General features: G+C 29.3%; 18 protein-coding genes. All 18 read left to right on the top strand.

Annotation, left to right across the window (positions count from 1 at the left end; translation table 11 throughout):
- Positions 1 to 22: 22 nt before the first annotated feature.
- The 18 genes from nusA (at position 23) to NWE74_RS07265 (ending at position 17,729) form a co-directional block, all read left to right on the top strand.
- Positions 23 to 1,102 carry a transcription termination factor NusA gene (nusA, locus tag NWE74_RS07350; protein WP_258242572.1) on the top strand — a complete coding sequence of 360 codons (1,080 nt, stop codon included), beginning with the start codon at positions 23 to 25 and terminating at the stop codon, positions 1,100 to 1,102.
- A gap of 20 nt (positions 1,103 to 1,122) precedes the next feature.
- Positions 1,123 to 1,398: an RNase P modulator RnpM gene (gene rnpM, locus NWE74_RS07345; protein WP_258242571.1), complete on the top strand. Its 276-nt coding sequence runs from the start codon at positions 1,123 to 1,125 to the stop codon at positions 1,396 to 1,398.
- A complete protein-coding gene (locus NWE74_RS07340; RefSeq protein ID WP_258242570.1) occupies positions 1,388 to 1,708 on the top strand; it encodes a L7Ae/L30e/S12e/Gadd45 family ribosomal protein in 321 nt (106 codons plus the stop codon). Before rnpM ends, NWE74_RS07340 begins: the two co-directional genes overlap by 11 nt.
- 14 nt (positions 1,709 to 1,722) lie before the next feature.
- Positions 1,723 to 3,666 carry a translation initiation factor IF-2 gene (gene infB / locus NWE74_RS07335; protein ID WP_258242569.1) on the top strand — a complete coding sequence of 648 codons (1,944 nt, stop codon included), beginning with the start codon at positions 1,723 to 1,725 and terminating at the stop codon, positions 3,664 to 3,666.
- A 21-nt stretch (positions 3,667 to 3,687) separates the two neighbouring features.
- Complete coding sequence (gene rbfA, locus NWE74_RS07330) at positions 3,688 to 4,074, top strand: 30S ribosome-binding factor RbfA (RefSeq protein ID WP_258242568.1); 387 nt, start codon at positions 3,688 to 3,690, stop codon at positions 4,072 to 4,074.
- Positions 4,064 to 5,038, top strand: a complete 975-nt coding sequence (locus NWE74_RS07325) for a DHH family phosphoesterase (RefSeq protein WP_258242567.1) — start codon at positions 4,064 to 4,066, stop codon at positions 5,036 to 5,038. Before rbfA ends, NWE74_RS07325 begins: the two co-directional genes overlap by 11 nt.
- Before the next feature lie 10 nt (positions 5,039 to 5,048).
- Positions 5,049 to 5,960, top strand: coding sequence for a tRNA pseudouridine(55) synthase TruB (truB, locus tag NWE74_RS07320; RefSeq protein ID WP_258242566.1), 912 nt, complete (start codon positions 5,049 to 5,051; stop codon positions 5,958 to 5,960).
- A gap of 98 nt (positions 5,961 to 6,058) precedes the next feature.
- Positions 6,059 to 7,003 (top strand): bifunctional riboflavin kinase/FAD synthetase, encoded by a 945-nt coding sequence (locus tag NWE74_RS07315; RefSeq protein WP_258242565.1) that lies wholly within the window; start codon positions 6,059 to 6,061, stop codon positions 7,001 to 7,003.
- Between the two features lie 86 nt (positions 7,004 to 7,089).
- On the top strand, positions 7,090 to 7,347 hold the full coding sequence (rpsO, locus tag NWE74_RS07310; RefSeq protein WP_092724717.1) for a 30S ribosomal protein S15: 258 nt from the start codon (positions 7,090 to 7,092) through the stop codon (positions 7,345 to 7,347).
- Positions 7,348 to 7,706: 359 nt separating this feature from the next.
- Positions 7,707 to 8,849 carry a pyridoxal-phosphate-dependent aminotransferase family protein gene (locus NWE74_RS07305; protein ID WP_258242564.1) on the top strand — a complete coding sequence of 381 codons (1,143 nt, stop codon included), beginning with the start codon at positions 7,707 to 7,709 and terminating at the stop codon, positions 8,847 to 8,849.
- 18 nt (positions 8,850 to 8,867) lie between these two features.
- Entirely contained in the window at positions 8,868 to 9,401 is a 534-nt protein-coding gene (locus NWE74_RS07300) for an ECF transporter S component (protein WP_258242563.1), read from the top strand.
- A 365-nt stretch (positions 9,402 to 9,766) separates the two neighbouring features.
- Positions 9,767 to 10,600 (top strand): DegV family protein, encoded by an 834-nt coding sequence (locus tag NWE74_RS07295; protein ID WP_258242562.1) that lies wholly within the window; start codon positions 9,767 to 9,769, stop codon positions 10,598 to 10,600.
- A gap of 185 nt (positions 10,601 to 10,785) precedes the next feature.
- Positions 10,786 to 12,900, top strand: coding sequence for a polyribonucleotide nucleotidyltransferase (locus NWE74_RS07290; protein WP_258242561.1), 2,115 nt, complete (start codon positions 10,786 to 10,788; stop codon positions 12,898 to 12,900).
- Positions 12,901 to 13,101: 201 nt separating this feature from the next.
- Complete coding sequence (locus NWE74_RS07285) at positions 13,102 to 13,842, top strand: polysaccharide deacetylase family protein (protein WP_258242560.1); 741 nt, start codon at positions 13,102 to 13,104, stop codon at positions 13,840 to 13,842.
- Positions 13,843 to 14,037: 195 nt separating this feature from the next.
- The gene (locus NWE74_RS07280; RefSeq protein ID WP_258242559.1) at positions 14,038 to 15,279 is read left to right on the top strand and encodes a M16 family metallopeptidase; all 1,242 of its coding nucleotides are present in this window, start codon (positions 14,038 to 14,040) and stop codon (positions 15,277 to 15,279) included.
- 25 nt (positions 15,280 to 15,304) lie between these two features.
- Complete coding sequence (locus tag NWE74_RS07275) at positions 15,305 to 15,550, top strand: YlmC/YmxH family sporulation protein (RefSeq protein ID WP_258242558.1); 246 nt, start codon at positions 15,305 to 15,307, stop codon at positions 15,548 to 15,550.
- A 9-nt stretch (positions 15,551 to 15,559) separates the two neighbouring features.
- Positions 15,560 to 16,774: an aspartate kinase gene (dapG, locus tag NWE74_RS07270; protein WP_258242557.1), complete on the top strand. Its 1,215-nt coding sequence runs from the start codon at positions 15,560 to 15,562 to the stop codon at positions 16,772 to 16,774.
- Between the two features lie 160 nt (positions 16,775 to 16,934).
- Entirely contained in the window at positions 16,935 to 17,729 is a 795-nt protein-coding gene (locus NWE74_RS07265) for a ClpP family protease (RefSeq protein WP_330666328.1), read from the top strand.
- The last annotated feature ends 49 nt before the right edge of the window (positions 17,730 to 17,778 follow it).

Genomic DNA, 17,778 nt, shown 5'->3' with positions numbered 1-17,778 from the left:
AACATTAGGGAGGAAAAATAAAATGAACCACGAATTTATGGAAGCTTTAGACGAACTTGAAAAAGACAGAGGAATAGATAAAGAAACTCTTATAGATACTATAGAACAAGCGCTTTTAACTGCATATAAGAAAAACTTTGGTGCAGCTCAAAATGTTAGAGTTGAATTTGACAAAGATGGAGGAGACATAAAAGTATTCTCTCAAAGAGTAGTAGTTGATGAGTCTGACTTATATGATACTTTCCTAGAAATAGAGCTTAAAGATGCTTTAGAAATAAGCCCTAACTATGAATTAGGAGATATAATAGAACATGAAGTAACTCCTAAAGACTTCGGAAGAATAGCAGCTCAAACTGCAAAGCAAGTTGTAGTTCAAAGAATAAGAGAAGCTGAAAGAGAAATAGTATACAGTGAATTTATGGACAAAGAAAATGAAATAGTTACAGGAGAAGTAGCTAGAGTAAATAAAAATGTTGTTCACGTAAATCTTGGAAGAATAGAAGCTGTTATGACTCAAGTTGAGCAAATACCAGGAGAGCATTACAAAGCAGGACAAAAAATAAAGGTTTATATACTAGAAGTGAAGAAAACTAATAAGGGACCTCAAATAGTAGTATCAAGAAGTCATCCAGGATTAGTTAAGAGATTATTTGAATTTGAAGTACCTGAAATATTTGAAGGAATAGTTCAAATAAAATCTATAGCAAGAGAAGCAGGATCAAGAACTAAGATGGCTGTTAAGTCTATAGATGAAAAGATTGATCCAATCGGAGCTTGTGTAGGTCCAAAAGGATCTAGAGTTAAAAACATAGTTGATGAACTAGGTGACGAAAAAATAGATATAATAAAATATAGTGATGATCCAGCTGAATTTATATGTGCAGCTTTAAGCCCATCAAAGGTTGTTAAAGTTGATGTAAACGAAGAAGAAAAATCAGCTTTAGTAGTAGTTCCTGACTACCAATTATCACTAGCAATAGGTAAAGAAGGTCAAAATGCTAGACTTGCAGCTAAACTTACTAACTGGAAGATAGATATAAAAAGTGAATCTCAAGCTGGGATTGAAACTTCATCAAATGAAGATGATCAAATAGATGCATAAATGATAAGGAGGGGTGTTCTTTGCAAAAACAAAAAAAGATTCCTCAAAGAAAATGTATAGCTTGTCAAGAGAGAGACTCTAAAAAAGGCTTAATTAGAATAGTCAAAAATAAGGAGGGTCAAATATTTTTAGACCCTGCTGGAAAAGCAAATGGTAGAGGCGCATATATATGCAAGGATTCTGAATGTTTAAAAAAAGCTATAAAGACAAAAGCTTTAAATAAGGCATTTAAATTAGAAGTACCTAATGAGGTATATGAAAATCTACTTGAGGAGCTAAAGGCATATGAAGACTAATGAAAATAAGATATACTCTCTTTTAGGGCTTGCAACTAGAGCGGGTAAAGTAGTGTCAGGTGATGATTCAACACTACTTGAACTAAAAAGAGGAAAAGTAAAATTAGTTATAGTAGCTGATGACGCATCAGATAATACTAAAAAATTATTTAAAGATAAATCATCGTATAGAAGTATACCTTATGTATATTTCTCAACTAAGTTACAATTAGGCTTGGCAATAGGAAAGGCTCCAAGAGCAGCACTAGGAGTAAAAGATGAAAATTTTGCCAAAACGTTAATAGAATTAATGGAAACACCAAAAATATAATAGGGGGTGATCTTGTGTCAAAAACAAGAGTATACCAAATAGCGAAAGAATTAGGAATGTCCAATGAGGATGTACTAGTTAAATTAAAAGAATTAGAGATAAACGTAGTTGATGAAAATTCTGAAATAGAAGAATATGAATTAGAATTAGCTATGGATATATTAAAAGATGAAGTAGCAGCAACTAATGGACCAACTATAAAAATAGATGGAAAATTAACTGTTCAAGAATTAGCTAATAAATTAGATAAATCTGCATCTGAAATAATAATGAAGCTTATGAAAATGGGAACAATGGCATCAATAAACCAAGAAATAAGCTTAGAAATAGGATCACTTGTAGCTAGTGAATATGGATTTGAATTAGTTCAAGGTGGATCTGATGAAGAAGAGTTAGAAGCAATAGAAGAATTACTTGAAATAGAAGAAGATAGAGAAGAAGATTTAGTAAAAAGACCACCAGTTGTTACTGTTATGGGACATGTTGACCATGGTAAAACATCTCTACTTGATGCTATAAGATCAACAAATGTAACTTCAAGTGAAGCTGGAGGAATAACTCAACATATAGGTGCTTCTGAAGTTATGGTAAATGGAGAAAAAGTAGTATTCTTAGATACTCCAGGACATGAAGCTTTCACATCTATGAGAGCTAGAGGTGCGCAAGTTACAGATATGGCAATATTAGTTGTTGCTGCTGATGATGGTATAATGCCTCAAACAGTAGAAGCAATAAACCATGCTAAAGCTGCAAATGTACCTTTAATAGTAGCTATAAACAAAATAGATAAGCCAGGAGCAAACCCTGATAGAGTTAAGCAAGAATTATCAGAGCAAGGATTATTAGTTGAAGACTGGGGTGGAGATGTTATATGTGTTCCAGTATCAGCTTTAAAAAGAGAAGGTATAGATACATTACTTGAAATGGTACTTTTAGTTGCTGAAGTGGAAGAGTTAAAAGCTAATCCAAAGAAAAGAGCTGTTGGTACTGTAATAGAAGCTGAGCTTGACAAAGGTAGAGGTCCAGTTGCTACTATACTTGTTCAAGGTGGAACATTAAATGTTGGAGATCCAATAGTTTGTGGTCTTGCAAGTGGTAAAGTAAGAGCTATGATAAACTCTAAAGGTAAAAGAGTAAAGGCTGCTACTCCATCTACTGCGGTAGAAATATTAGGTTTATCAGAAGTTCCACAAGGTGGAGATCAGTTTGTTGCTGTTGCAACTGACAAAATAGCTAGAAATGTAGCTGAAAAGAGACAACAAATGGCTAGAGAAGAAATGCTAAAATCTAACCAAAGAATGAGCTTAGATGACTTCTTCTCTCAAATGGGAGATGCAGAAGTTAAGGAACTTAACATAGTTATAAAAGCTGATGTTCAAGGTTCTGTTCAAGCAGTTAAGCAATCTCTTGAAAAATTATCAAATGAAGAAGTTGCTGTTAGAGTAATACATGGTGGAGTTGGAGCAGTAACAGAATCAGATGTTATGCTTGCTGCTGCGTCTAATGCTATAATAATAGGATTTAGCGTAAGACCAGTTCCAGGTGCTGAAATGTTAGCTCAAAAAGAATCAGTAGATGTAAGAACATACACTATAATATACAAGGCTATAGAAGATGTTCAAGCTGCTATGACAGGTATGTTAGATCCTGAATATAGAGATGAAGATACAGGTAAAGCAGAAGTTAGAGAAACATTTAAATTATCTGGTGTTGGAACAATAGCAGGATGTTATGTAACTAATGGTAAGATATTCAGAGGATCAAAAGTAAGAGTAGTTAGAGATGGAATAATAATCCATGAAGGCGAATTAGCAGCTCTTAAGAGATTCAAAGATGATGTTAAAGAAGTTAACTATGGATATGAATGTGGTATGAGTTTCGTTAATTATAACGACATAAAAGAAGGCGATATAATAGAAGCTTATATAACTAAAGAAGTAGAAAGAAAATTAAAATAGATATAAAAGAGGTCGATACTAATGGCATCATATAGTAGAACTAAAAGAATTGCAGAAGAGATAAGAAAAGTTATAAGTACAATGCTTATAAGTGGAATAAAAGACCCTAGAATAAACTCTATGGTTAGTGTAACTGATGTTGAAGTTACAAGTGATTTAAGTTATGCATATGTATATGTAAGTATACTAGGTGGAGATGAAGAATCTACATTACAAGGACTAAGAAGTGCAGTAAGCTATATAAGAAGAGAAGTAAGCAAAAACGTAAAGTTAAGACATACTCCTCAAATTATATTTAAGGTTGATGATTCTATAAAAAATGGAATGTATATGGATGATTTAATCAGAAAAGTAAACAATGGAGCTACTGCATCTACAATAGATGAAGAAGAGTTTGATGAAGAATAATATTGATAATATTATAGAATTTTTACATGGAAGTAACGACTTTGTCGTTACTTCTCATGTTAGTCCTGATGGAGATAATATAGGTTCTACCCTTGGTATGTATTATAGCTTAAAAAAGTTAGGGAAAAACGTTTACTACGTTTTAGATGATAGCGCTCCTTTAAACTTGACTTTCTTAGTTGAGGGAGTTGAAATATTAAAATCTAATGAATTTGATAAAAAAGATTATAGTATAATAGCTCTTGATTGCGGAGATAAAAATAGAATATGTTTATCTGATGACATTAGAGATAATGCAAAAACAATAATTTGTATAGATCATCATGCAAGTAATGATTCATATGGAGATTTAAATTATATAGACGCAAATGCATCATCAACATGCGAATTAGTATATAATCTTCTTGTTGAATTTAAAAATATTAAAGGTTTAGATTTAATAGATGAAAGTATATCTACAGCACTTTATACTGGTTTAGTAACTGATACGGGTAATTTTGCTTATTCAAGTACTCATCCAAGTAGTTTTGAAATGGCAAAAGAACTATTATTAAAAGGCGCTAAAAGAGATATGATAATACAACAAGTATTTCAAAGTAATCCTTATAATTATTATAAGTTATTAGGTGAGGCTTTAAATACTTTAGACATTGTAGAGGGTAAAGTTGCTAGTATAATGATAACAAAAGAAATGTTAAGAAATAATACCATAAGCTTCAACGATGTTGATGGAATAACATCATACACTAGAGATATACAAGGTGTAGAAGTAGGCATTTTACTTAAAGAGAAGAAAGAAAATGAAGTCAAGGTAAGTTTAAGATCGAAAAATTATGTGGATGTAAGCCAAATAGCACAAAGTTTTAATGGTGGAGGACATATAAGAGCAGCAGGATGTACTATCTATGATAGTGTAGAAAATGCAAAGAAAAAGGTCTTAGAAGCTGTATTAAAGACAATCTAAGGTGGATAATATGAACAAAATTGTAAACATAATAAAATCTACAGGTATGACATCTCATGATGTTGTAAGTGCTGTAAGAAGAATATTAAATACTAAAAAGGTTGGACATACAGGTACCCTTGACCCAGATGCGTCAGGGGTACTACCTATATGTATAGGAAAAGCGACCAAAGTAAGTGAACTTATACTTAATAAAGATAAAGGCTATATTTGTGAATTAACTCTTGGTATTACAACAGATACTTATGATTCTTCTGGTGAAATAATAGAAAGAGTTGATAATGTAGATTTTACTAATGATGAAATAGAAAAAGCATTTGAGACTCAAAGAGGACATATAGATCAACTTCCTCCGATTTATTCGGCACTTAAAGTAAATGGAAAAAGAATGTGTGATTTAGTAAGAAGTGGAAGAGCAGATGAGATAAGTTTAAAAACTAGACCTGTTCACATAAAAGAACTTGATATATTAAGTATACAAGGAAATAAAATAATGTTTTATGTTAAGTGCTCAAAAGGAACTTATGTAAGAAGTATTTGTTTTGATATAGGTAAAGAGTTAGGGTGTGGAGGACATATGTCATTTTTACTTAGAACATCATCAGGTAAATTTGACCTAAATAATGGAATAACAATAGAAGAATTAGAAGAATATAAAAACAATAACACATTAGACAAGTATCTATACGATATTGACTATGTATTATCTAATTTTAAACATATTGTAATTCATCCTAATGCTGAAAAGTATTATATCAATGGTGGGATTATAGATGAAAGAAGATTCTTAGAAAAAACATTTGACAACAATGATGAATTTGTAAGAGTGTATAATGACAAAAAAGAATTTATAGGTGTAGGAAAACTATCTAAAAAAGACAACACGATAAGTGTTAAAAGTGATAAACTATTTATAGTATAAGAATTTTAATATTTTCTATTTGTTTAGATATTTGTGTTATGTAAAAATATAAAGTGATCAATAAACAAATGAATTTTAATTTAAATGGGGATATCATTATGAATACTATAAAATCTATAAATGAAATAAATAATAAAAATAAAAGTGTTATAACTATAGGGAATTTTGATGGTCTTCATAAAGGGCATCGAGTTCTTATAAAAGAGACTGTAGACTATGCTAAGAAAAATAATATTCAAAGTGTAGTATTTACATTTGAAAATCATCCAGCTAATTATTTTGTACCAAATTCTATAAAAAATATTATAAGCGAAAAGCAAAAATTATCTATACTTAAAGATATGGGTGTAGATATGGTTATAAGTATACCTTTTGATGACTATATGACTCAAATTACACCTAATGAATTTGTAAGAAATATTTTAGTTGATAAACTTAATATAGACAAACTTGTAATAGGCCATGATTTTACATTTGCAAGAAATAAAGAAGGAAATACTGAATCATTGCAGTTATTATCACGCGAATATAAATTTAAACTACAAATAGTAAGTCCTATAAGAATAAATGGAATAAGAGTTAGTAGCACAAAAATTCGAAGCTTAATATCGGAAGGAAGTTTGGATAAAGTGAGACAATATTTAGGATATAATTATCAATTAGAGGGTAGAGTAATTCACTCCAAAAAACTAGGTAGAACAATCGGATTTCCAACTGCAAACTTAGAAAATGATAATAATATGGTCATTCCTAAAAATGGTATATATGCAACCAAAGTATATATTGAAGATAAAGTTTACTTTGGAGCAACCAATGTAGGATATAACCCTACTGTAAATGGGAAAAGTTTATCAATAGAAACTAATATTTTAGAGTTCGATGAAGATATATATGGCAAAAATATAAAGGTTGAATTTTTAGAAAGAATAAGAGATGAAAAGAAGTTTTCGTCACTAGAAGAATTAAAAAATCAGTTAGGAAAAGATACTAATTATGTTTTTGAAAAGTATATTTGCAAAACTGAAAAATGTATGATAAAATAATTCAAGTAACCATTACTCGGCATTTAATTACTCCAATTAGTGCTTAGTAATAGGCGATTTTAAATTTATGGAGGTAAATCACAATGATGATGAACAAAGAACAAATAATAAAAGAATACGGAAGAAAAGAAGGAGATACAGGTTCTCCAGAAGTACAAATAGCTTTATTAACAGCTAGAATAAACGAGTTAAACGATCACTTAAAAACTCATAAAAAAGACCACCACTCAAGAAGAGGATTATTAAAAATGGTTGGTAGAAGAAGAAACTTATTAGCTTACTTAAAGGATAGAGACTTAGAAGGATACAGAGCGTTAATAGCTAAGTTAGGATTAAGAAAATAATAATTTACTTTATGATATAAAAGAGAAGGTATATACCTTCTCTTTTTTGTAAAAATATATCTATATAAATAATAAAAAAGAGCTGATTTTTAATTGGCTCTTTTTTACGTACAAGGAAACTATGATTACATTATAATTGAGGATAAATAGTTTTAACCGGGAGATATCAATAAACTTAAGGTGAGTAAATAATAGCATCAACACAGTAGATTAAGCGAAGTGAATTCTTTATTAAAATAGATATAAATAGTTAAGGGTAAAAATGTATTGGTACAATTTAAGAATTTGTTTAAATTGTACCATAATATAGAAAAATAATATACAATATTTATGAAAAGGTATGCAAGGGGGTAAAAGAAATGAATAATAAGATAGTTTATACACCAGGACCAACCGATGTAAGAGAAAATGTAAGACTAGCTAGGGCCACTAAAACTACAAATCCTGATATAGATAAGGATTTTGTAAATTTCTATAAAAATACGTGTGATAAAATAGGGAAAATAATAAATACAAAAAATGATATTTATATATTGAGCGGAGAAGGAATATTAGGTCTTGAAGCAGCGTGTGCATCTTTAACCGAACAGGGAGATAGAGTATTAGTTATAGATAATGGAATATTTGGAGAAGGTTTTAAAGATTTTATTAGTATGTATGGAGGAGAGCCTGTACTTTTTAGTCAAGATTATAAAAAAGACATTGATATAAAAAGTTTAGAAAAATTCTTAGAAAAGGATAATAACTTTAAATATGCTACTGTAGTACATTGTGATACTCCTACAGGCGTACTTAATGATATAAGTAAAATATGTCCACTATTAAAAAAATACGGGATTTTAACCGTTGTAGATTCAGTTGCAGCAATGATTGGACAAGAACTTAAAGTAGATGAGTGGATGATAGACATGGTTTTAGGAGGATCTCAAAAAGCTATATCTGCTCCAGCAGGATTAACTATAGTAAGTATGAGTGAAAATGCTAAGGATATTATAAAAAATAGAAAATCTAAAGTGGTTGGATTTTATTGTAACCTAAGTATATGGGAAAATTATTATAATAAAAAAAGTTTTCCTTATACAATGCCAATAAGCGATATTATTGGTTTAGATAAAGCTATAGATAATATTTTAGAAGAAGGTAGTCAAAAGATATTAGATAGACATGAAAAAATAGCATATGCAACAAGAAATGCAATAAAAGACTATGGATTAGAATTATTCTTAGAGAAAGGTTACTCAAATACTGTAACTGCAGTAAAAATACCTGAAAATATACGTGCATTAAATTTATCAAATTATATGCTAGAAAATTATAACACTTTAGTTGCAACATCATTGGGACGATATAAAAATGAGATACTTAGAATTGGTCATATGGGGGAAAATGCAAGAGTAGAAAAAATATTAAATATTTTAAATACAATAGATATAAGCTTAAAAAACATGGGATTTGAAAGTAAGTACAAGTTAGTTGATATGTTCAATAAGTATTATAAATAAAAAATAGGGGGGATTTTTATGGAGGTAATGAGCAAAAGTAATCAAAAAAATACAACTAGGGATTTAGTTGAAACAGCATTACTTATTGCATTAGTATTTATAGCAACTAGGTTTATAAATATCAGATTACCGATCGCATCAAGTGGTGGACTTGTTCACTTAGGAAATACGATGCTTTTTATAGCAGCAATAGTTTTTGGTAAAAAGAAAGGTGCTATTGCTGGTGCTTTTGGTATGGGTTTGTTTGATTTATTATCAGAATGGGCAATATGGGCTCCATTTACATTTGTAGTAAGGGGTATTATGGGATATATAATAGGTCAAGTAGCATGGTCTAATGGAAAAAATGGGAACAATGTTGTAACTAATATAATAGCAATAATATTGTCTGGTGTATGGATGATATTTGGATATTATATTACAGAAATAATATTATATGGAAATCATATTAAAGCATTAGCATCTATACCGGGAAATGTAACTCAAATAATTATAGGTATAATTATAGGTATTCCTGTAGCTCAAATTTTAAAAAAGCATATAAAAAAATAAATATTAAATAAAATTTTTAGATAAGCATGTTTGTAAATTATTTTTAGATACATGCTTTTTTTTATTTTAATAAAATAATCATTTAAAATATTATAATAAGTTTTTAATCTAAAAAATAATGTGGTAAATTTTGCATCAAATTTAAATTTGATATAAAATATACTCTATAGAGGGTTAAATCTAAATTAAATTTATCATAGTATTTCTTATATAAAAATAATATAAGATAAATGTAAGTTGTGATTATATTTTAGCAATTAAGATAATAATTCAAAATATAAAAGGTGATTTTGGTATATATAGAGAAATTAAAAGGGTGGAAAATCTGAAATATAAATAAAGCAAAATACTAGGAGGAATATGCAATGAATATAAAATTAGTTTGTGACAGCTTATGTGATGTACCAGAGGAATTAATAGATAAACATAATATAGAAATCATACCATTAACTATAATAATAAATGAAAATGAATATAAAGATGGTGTTAACATAAGCAATGAAGAGTTTTATAAAATGATGAAAGATGGAAAAGATGTACCAAAAACATCGCAAGCAACATATATGCAGTTTAAAGAAGTTTTTGATAAATATGCAAAAGATTATGAAATAGTTTGTATAACAGGTTCGTCAAAATCATCAGGTACATATCAAAGTGCAGTTATGGCTAAAAATGACACTGAAGGAAAAATAGAGGTATTTGATACATTAACTTTATCGTTAGGAAGTGCTCAGTATATAATAAAAGCGTGTGAATTATTAGATACTGGAATAGATAGTAAAGAAATGATAAATGAATTAGAGAATATTAGAGAAAGTGTAAACTTATTTTTTGTAGTTAACACTTTAGAGTATTTAAAAAGAAGTGGTAGAGTTTCAGTAACAACGGCTACTATAGGTAATATGTTAAATTTAAAACCGATATTTGGAGTTAAAGATGGAAATATATCTCTATTAGATAAAGTAAGAGGAAAAAAACATGCTGTCCATACTATAATAGATTTGATAAAAGAGAAATATCAAACATTAGAAGATAAAAATATAATAATTGGATATGGGTCAAATGAGAAAGATTTTAATGAATTAAAGAAAGAAGTAGAGGAAAATATAAAAGCAAAATCGATATATATTACAAGAGGAGGAGCTTGTATTTGTTCTCACACAGGACCAGAAATTTTAGCAATTAGTTGTTCAAACTAGACATGACTAATTTTGAAGTAATAAGTAAATAATAAATTAAATAGAAAAAGTATTATTATCCTATAGTATTTAAGAATAATCAATCAAAGCCAGTGTATTACTTTTATGTTGTTAATTTATACTATTTTTGATAATATAGTACATAGGATGATAAAAGCGGTTTTAAAAAGAGGAGGCAAGCATTAATGTTTGAACATAAAATATTTAAAATGGATTTAGCAGGAAGAGAACTTTCTGTTGAAATAGGAAAAATAGCAGAACTTGCTAGCGGTAGTGCAATACTTAGATATGGCGATACTATGGTAATGGTAAACACATCTAAATCAGCAAAGCCAAGAGATGGAATAGACTTCTTCCCTCTAAGTGTTGATTATGAAGAAAAATTATACTCAGTTGGTAAGATTCCAGGTGGGTTCTTAAAAAGAGAAGGGAAACCTTCAGAAAAGGCGGTCCTTACTTCTAGACTTATAGATAGACCAATAAGACCTCTATTCCCAAAAGGGTTTAGAAATGATGTACAAGTAGTGGCTACAGTTTTATCAGTAGATCAAGATTGTACTCCTGATATAGTTGCTATGATAGGTTCATCAATAGCTTTATCAATATCTGAAATACCATTTAATGGTCCAACTGGATCAGTTTTAATAGGTTTAGTGGACGGAGCTTTTGTAGTAAACCCTACTGCTGAAGAAAGAGAAAAGAGTACTATGCATCTTGTAGTATCAGGAACTAAAGATGCAATAATGATGGTTGAAGCTGGTGGAGAAGAAATACCAGATAACTTAATGCTTGAAGCTATATTATTTGCACATGAGCAAATCAAAAAAGTAGTAGCTTTCATAGAAGAAATAGTAATTGCAGTTGGAAAAGAAAAAATGGAATTCGAACTACATAAAATTGATGAAGAAGTAGAAAAAGCAGTTCGTGAGTTTGCTACTGCAGATATGAAAGAAGCTGTAAAAACAGTAGAAAAACTTGAAAGAATGGAAAAAATGGATGCAGTAAAAGAAGCTACTTTTACTCATTTTGAAGATATATTAGAAGAGTTCGGGATAGATGTAGAAGAAACTTTACATGCAATAATAAAAGAAGAAGTTAGAAAACTTATAGTTCATGAAAATGTAAGACCAGATAATAGAGGTTTAGAAGAAATAAGACCAATATGGTGTGATCATGGATTTATACCTAGAACGCATGGTTCTGGATTATTTACGAGAGGTCAAACTCAAGTTATGTCAATAACAACTCTTGGAGCACTAGGAGAAGCTCAAATATTAGATGGGCTAGATGAAGAAGAAACAAAAAGATATATGCATAACTACAACTTCCCAGCGTATAGTGTTGGTGAAGCTAGACCATCAAGAGGACCAGGAAGAAGAGAAATAGGACATGGAGCACTTGCTGAAAGAGCTTTAATACCAGTACTTCCATCAAAAGATGAATTCCCTTATGCAATAAGAGTGGTTTCTGAAGTATTAAGTTCAAATGGTTCTACATCTCAAGGTAGTGTATGTGGATCAACATTATCTTTATTAGATGCTGGTGTACCTATAAAAGATATGGTTGCAGGTATAGCAATGGGTCTTATAAAGCATGATGATAAGGTAGCAGTACTTTCAGATATACAAGGAATGGAAGATCATTTGGGAGATATGGACTTTAAAGTTGCAGGAACTGAAAATGGTATAACAGCTATTCAAATGGATATTAAGATAGCTGGTATAGATGAAGAAGTTCTAAGAAATGCTTTAACTCAAGCTAAAGTTGGTAGAATACACATACTTAATGAAATGAGAAAAACAATAGCTAAGCCAAATCCAGAATTATCTAGATATGCACCTAAGATAATAACTATGAACATCAACCCAGATAAAATCAGAGATGTAATAGGACCTGGTGGAAAAGTTATAACTAAAATAATAGATGAAACAGGCGTTAAAATAGATATAGAACAAACAGGAGAAGTATTCATAGGTGGAGTTGATCCAGATATGATAAAACTTGCTCAAAAGATGATAAATGATATAGTTGCAGAAGCTGAAGTAGGACATACTTATACTGGTAAAGTAACTAGAATAATGAACTTTGGAGCATTTGTTGAAGTACTTCCAGGAAAAGAAGGATTACTTCATATATCTCATATAGCTCACGAAAGAGTAGCTAAAGTTGAAGATGTTTTAAACATAGGAGATGAAGTAGAAGTTAAAGTAACAGAAATAGATGAAAAAGGAAGAGTAAACTTATCTAGAAAAGTTCTTTTACCAAAGCCAGAAAAAGCAGAGAAAAAAGAAGAAAAATAATAAGAAGCTAAATAAAAAAGAAGCCTATTATAGGCTTCTTTTTTATTTAGCAAAAACGTATGTTAATTGTTAAATGTGTAATATGTTAAGGTTATCTAAGTTTTTAAATGTCATAAATACATAAACAAGCTAATAGTATATATAGAGAATGAAATTGTACAGGTTACATAAATGTATAAATAGTTTTAGGAGGAATTCATAATGATAATGATGGTAGTTAATAAAAAAAAACTTAAAAAAATAATTATATCACTAGCAATATTATTGCTTGTAGTATTAGGAATTGTATTTATGATTAAAAAAGGTAATAGCACTACGACATTTAACAGATTTGATTCTACTGAGGCTCCATATTACCAAGGAACAAAGGTAGAAAGTGGGTACGTTGCACTAACTTGCAACGTAGACCTTGGGTGGGAAAGTGAATATGTAGAAAAAATATTAGAAGTTTTACAAAAAGAGGATGTTAAAATAACTTTTAATGTGACAGGAAGATGGGCAGAAAAAAATCAAGATTTACTTCTTAAAATTAAAGGACAAGGTCATGAAATTGGAAATCATGGACATAGACATTTAGATTATGCAAAATTATCATACGAAGAAAATTTGGAACAAATAAAGACATCAAAAAAAATAATAGAAGATGTTATAAAAGAAGAAACGAAATTTTTCCAAGCACCATCGGGTTCTTTTGGAGAAGGTACAATGAAGGCTGCAAAAGAACTAGGATACACTTGTATAAAATGGGACGTAGATACTATAGATTGGAAATATAGAGAAGAGCCAGACGTTATTGTAGAAAGAGTTAAGAAAAAGGATATTCAAGATAATAGTATAGTACTTATGCATCCTACAAAGGCAACAACAGAATGTATAGATGATATTATTCAAATAGTAAGAGATAAAGGATTAAAACCAGGCAAGTTAAGTGATATATTTTAAATTGAAATAGTAGTAGTTGAATAAATAAAGTGTGTAACTTATAATTTAATACATGTAGGTGATATATTTACATAATTAAATTGTGAACTATATAGAAATTAAATATAATTTACTAAAAAAATAGTAAATTATACAGATTGAAAATAGATGTAAATAGAGCATATATTAAAGAAAGACAAAAAGATGGAGGATGTTATGTATAAAACACATGTATTAAAAAATGGACTTACAATAATAGGGGAAGAAATACCGTATTTAAAATCTATATCATTAGGTGTATGGGTAAATGCTGGTTCTAGAATAGAAAAAGAAAGAGTGAGTGGGGTATCTCATTTTATAGAGCATATGTTATTTAAAGGAACTAAAAATAGAACGTCTAAACAAATAGCTAGTGAAATAGATAATTTAGGTGGACAAATAAATGCATTCACAAGTAAGGAGTGCACATGTTATTATGTTAAGTTATTGGATTCTCATATTGATATAGGAATAGATGTATTAAGTGATATGATTTTAAATCCGTTATTTGATAAAGAAGATATAGATAAAGAAAGACTAGTAATATTAGAAGAGCTAAAAATGTATGAAGATTCACCAGAAGATTTAGCTTATGATTTATTAACTGAGAATATATATGCTGGTGATGGTCTTGGAATGAATATAATAGGTACTAAAAAATCATTATATGATATAAATCAAAAAGAAATATTAGATTATTTTGGAAAATACTATATACCAAATAATTCGGTTATAGCTATATCAGGGAATTTTAAATTTGAAGAAATGGTAAAAAAAATAGAAGATAAATTTAGTTTATGGGAAGGTAAAGAAGTAAGTGTACATGTAAATAAAGCTGAGTTTAAAAACTGTTTTATAACTAAAAATAAAGATACAGAACAAGTAAATCTAGCTATGAGTTTAGAAGCGATTCCTGTAGAAAATACTAAAGAAGTATATGCATTAGCTATAATAAATACTGTATTTGGAGGAAGCGTAAGCTCTAGATTGTTTCAAAAAATAAGAGAAGAAGAAAGCTTAGTATACTCAATATATTCATCTCAAAGCTTATATAGAAAATGTGGAGAGTTAGGTATATTTGCTAGTATGAGTAACGAAAATCTAGAGGATGTATATAATTTAGTTATAGAGGAAATTAAACATATGAGAGAAAACTACCTTACTGAAAAGGAAATACAAGAAACAAAAGAACAATTAAAAGGTAGCTATATATTAGGTTTAGAAAGTACCAGCAGCAGGATGATGTCTATCGGAAAATCTATGCTCTTAAATAAAAAAGTAAAAGATGCCGACGAGATATTAAAGCTTATTGATGATGTTGATCAAGAAACAATAAAAACAGTTATTGATAAAATATTTAATATAAACAAACTGGGGGTTTGCATAGTAGGAAAAGATGTAGAAAATATAAAATTATAAGAGATAAACTATTGGGGGGATAAAAATGAATTTATCTGAAATCGCAGGTAAAGAAATAGTTAACTTAGTTACAGGAGAAAGATTAGGTGTAATTGGAGAATGTGACCTTATATTAGATGAAACTACAGGAGATATACTAGCGTTATTAATACCTAAAGAAAAGGGGTTCTTTGGGTTAAGAAAAGATAAGTCTGTTTTAGAAGTGCCATGGAGAAACGTAAGAAAAATAGGTAATGACATGATAATAATAGAATATGACGGAATTTATTAGGGGGTTAGTATGGAAATCTTAGTTCAAAAATTTGGTGGGACATCAGTTGAATCATATGAGAAAATGAATGAGGTTTGTAAGATAATTAAAAGCTATAAAGAATCAAATGAAAGTTTAGGTTTAGTTGTAGTAGTATCTGCTATGGGAAGACAAGGAGCCCCATATGCAACAGACACGTTAATAAGCTTATGCGATAAAATAAATAATGAACCTTCAAAAAGAGAACTAGATATGATAATGAGCTGTGGAGAAATGATATCAGGAACTATATTAGTAAATATGCTTAAAGCTAGAAAAATTGATTCAATATTTTTAACAGGCAATCAAGCTGGTATAATGACAACTGATAATTTCTCCAATGCTAAAATAATAGATATAAATCCTCAAAGGATATTTAAAGAGTTAGAAACAAATAAAGTGGTTGTAATAGCAGGGTTCCAAGGTGCTACTGAATATGGAGAAATAACAACTCTAGGTAGAGGAGGAAGTGATACATCTGCAGTTGCAATAGGAAAGGCTTTAGGTTGTGATGTAGTTGAAATTTATACTGATGTAGATGGAATAATGACAGCTGATCCAAGGGTTGAACCAGACGCCAAAGTTTTAAAATGTATAGATTATGAAGAAGTTTTTCAAATGGCAGATAAAGGCGCAAAAGTAATACATCCAAGAGCAGTTCAATTAGCTAAAAGTGCAAATATAACATTAGCTATAAAAAATACATTAAATCCAAGCTGCGAAGGAACTAAAATTTGTTTAGATTGTATATCAGAGGTTGTAGAATATGAAAAAGAAAACAGTTTAATGACTGCTGTTGCACATAGAGATAAAGTAGCTCAAGTAAAAGTTAAATCAGATGAAGAAACTTTTAGTAAGATATTAAATCAAATAGAGAATAAAAATATAAGTATAGATATGATAAACTTTTTCATAGAGGAAAAATCATTTGTTGTGGAAGAGGATTCGATAGAAGAGTTAGAAGAGATATTAAAAAAATACAGTATAGAGTATAAAATAAATAAAGATTGTGCTAAAGTGACATTAATAGGTGCCAAAATAAGTGGAACACCTGGTGTTATGGCAAAAGTAGTAAGAGCACTATCAAAATCGAAAATACAATTACTTCAAACATCAGATTCTAGCATGACAATATCATGTCTAGTTAAAAAGGAAGACATGTCAAAAGCTATACACGCAATTCACAACGAATTTTATCTAAAATAAATAAAATTCTAAATAACTTATAATCTCAGTAATACTTTTACACTTTCAATATTAATAATTAAGAAAATTAAATTATTTTACCTAAATTTTGGATAAATGAATTTTTTAAGCTGATTTGGTAAAAATAAATTGAAAGTAAATTTTGAGAGGAGTATTACATATGAGATATTACGATAACAATATTAATTATAATAATCACATAGAATTTGAAGGCAAAGAAAAGAAACAAACTTTAATAAAAAGTGAGACTGATGAATCATCTAAAAATGAAACTCCAGAAATTCAAGATGTAAAGCAAATGGGAGTTCCAGAAATGCCTCAGAAATCGTCTAAAGAAATACAATGTATAACTATTATTGGTGAAATAGAGGGACATTTTATTGGAAATCCTCAAAAAAAAGCTACTAAATATGAGCATATAATACCAATGCTTTATTCAATAGAAGAAAATCCAGAAATAAAAGGAGTACTAATAGTACTAAATACAGTGGGTGGAGATGTAGAAGCAGGTCTTGCTATGGCAGAATTAATAAATAGTACATCTAAAAAAGTAGTTACACTTGTCTTAGGTGGAAGTCATAGTATAGGTGTACCTCTTGCAACAGCTGGAGATTATTCGTTTATAGCTCCAACAGCGACAATGATAGTTCATCCTATTAGAACAAATGGTTTAGTTATAGGTGTAAATGAAACTTTTGAGTATTTCAAAAAAATGCAAGAAAGAATTGTTCAATTTATAATAAGAACATCAGATATTGAAAGAGGAGAATTAGAAAAAATCATGCACTCAAAAGATGAATTAGTAAGTGATGTTGGTAGTGTTCTAATAGGTAAAGAGGCTGTAGATTGTGGATTAATAAATGAAGTTGGTGGTTTAAAAGAAGCTCTTGCTAAATTAAAAGAATTAATAAAAGAATCGGATGAAAATAGTCAGAACCTTAAAGATAACAAATAAGATTTGTTTAAATAATATATTCTATGATATAATTAAAAAATACAGTAAA

The sequence above is a fragment of the Romboutsia lituseburensis genome (assembly GCF_024723825.1).
Classification (GTDB): domain Bacteria; phylum Bacillota; class Clostridia; order Peptostreptococcales; family Peptostreptococcaceae; genus Romboutsia_F; species Romboutsia_F lituseburensis_A.
The sequence above is the reverse complement of the archived record's forward strand: the minus strand, read 5'-3'. Positions and strand labels throughout refer to the sequence as shown.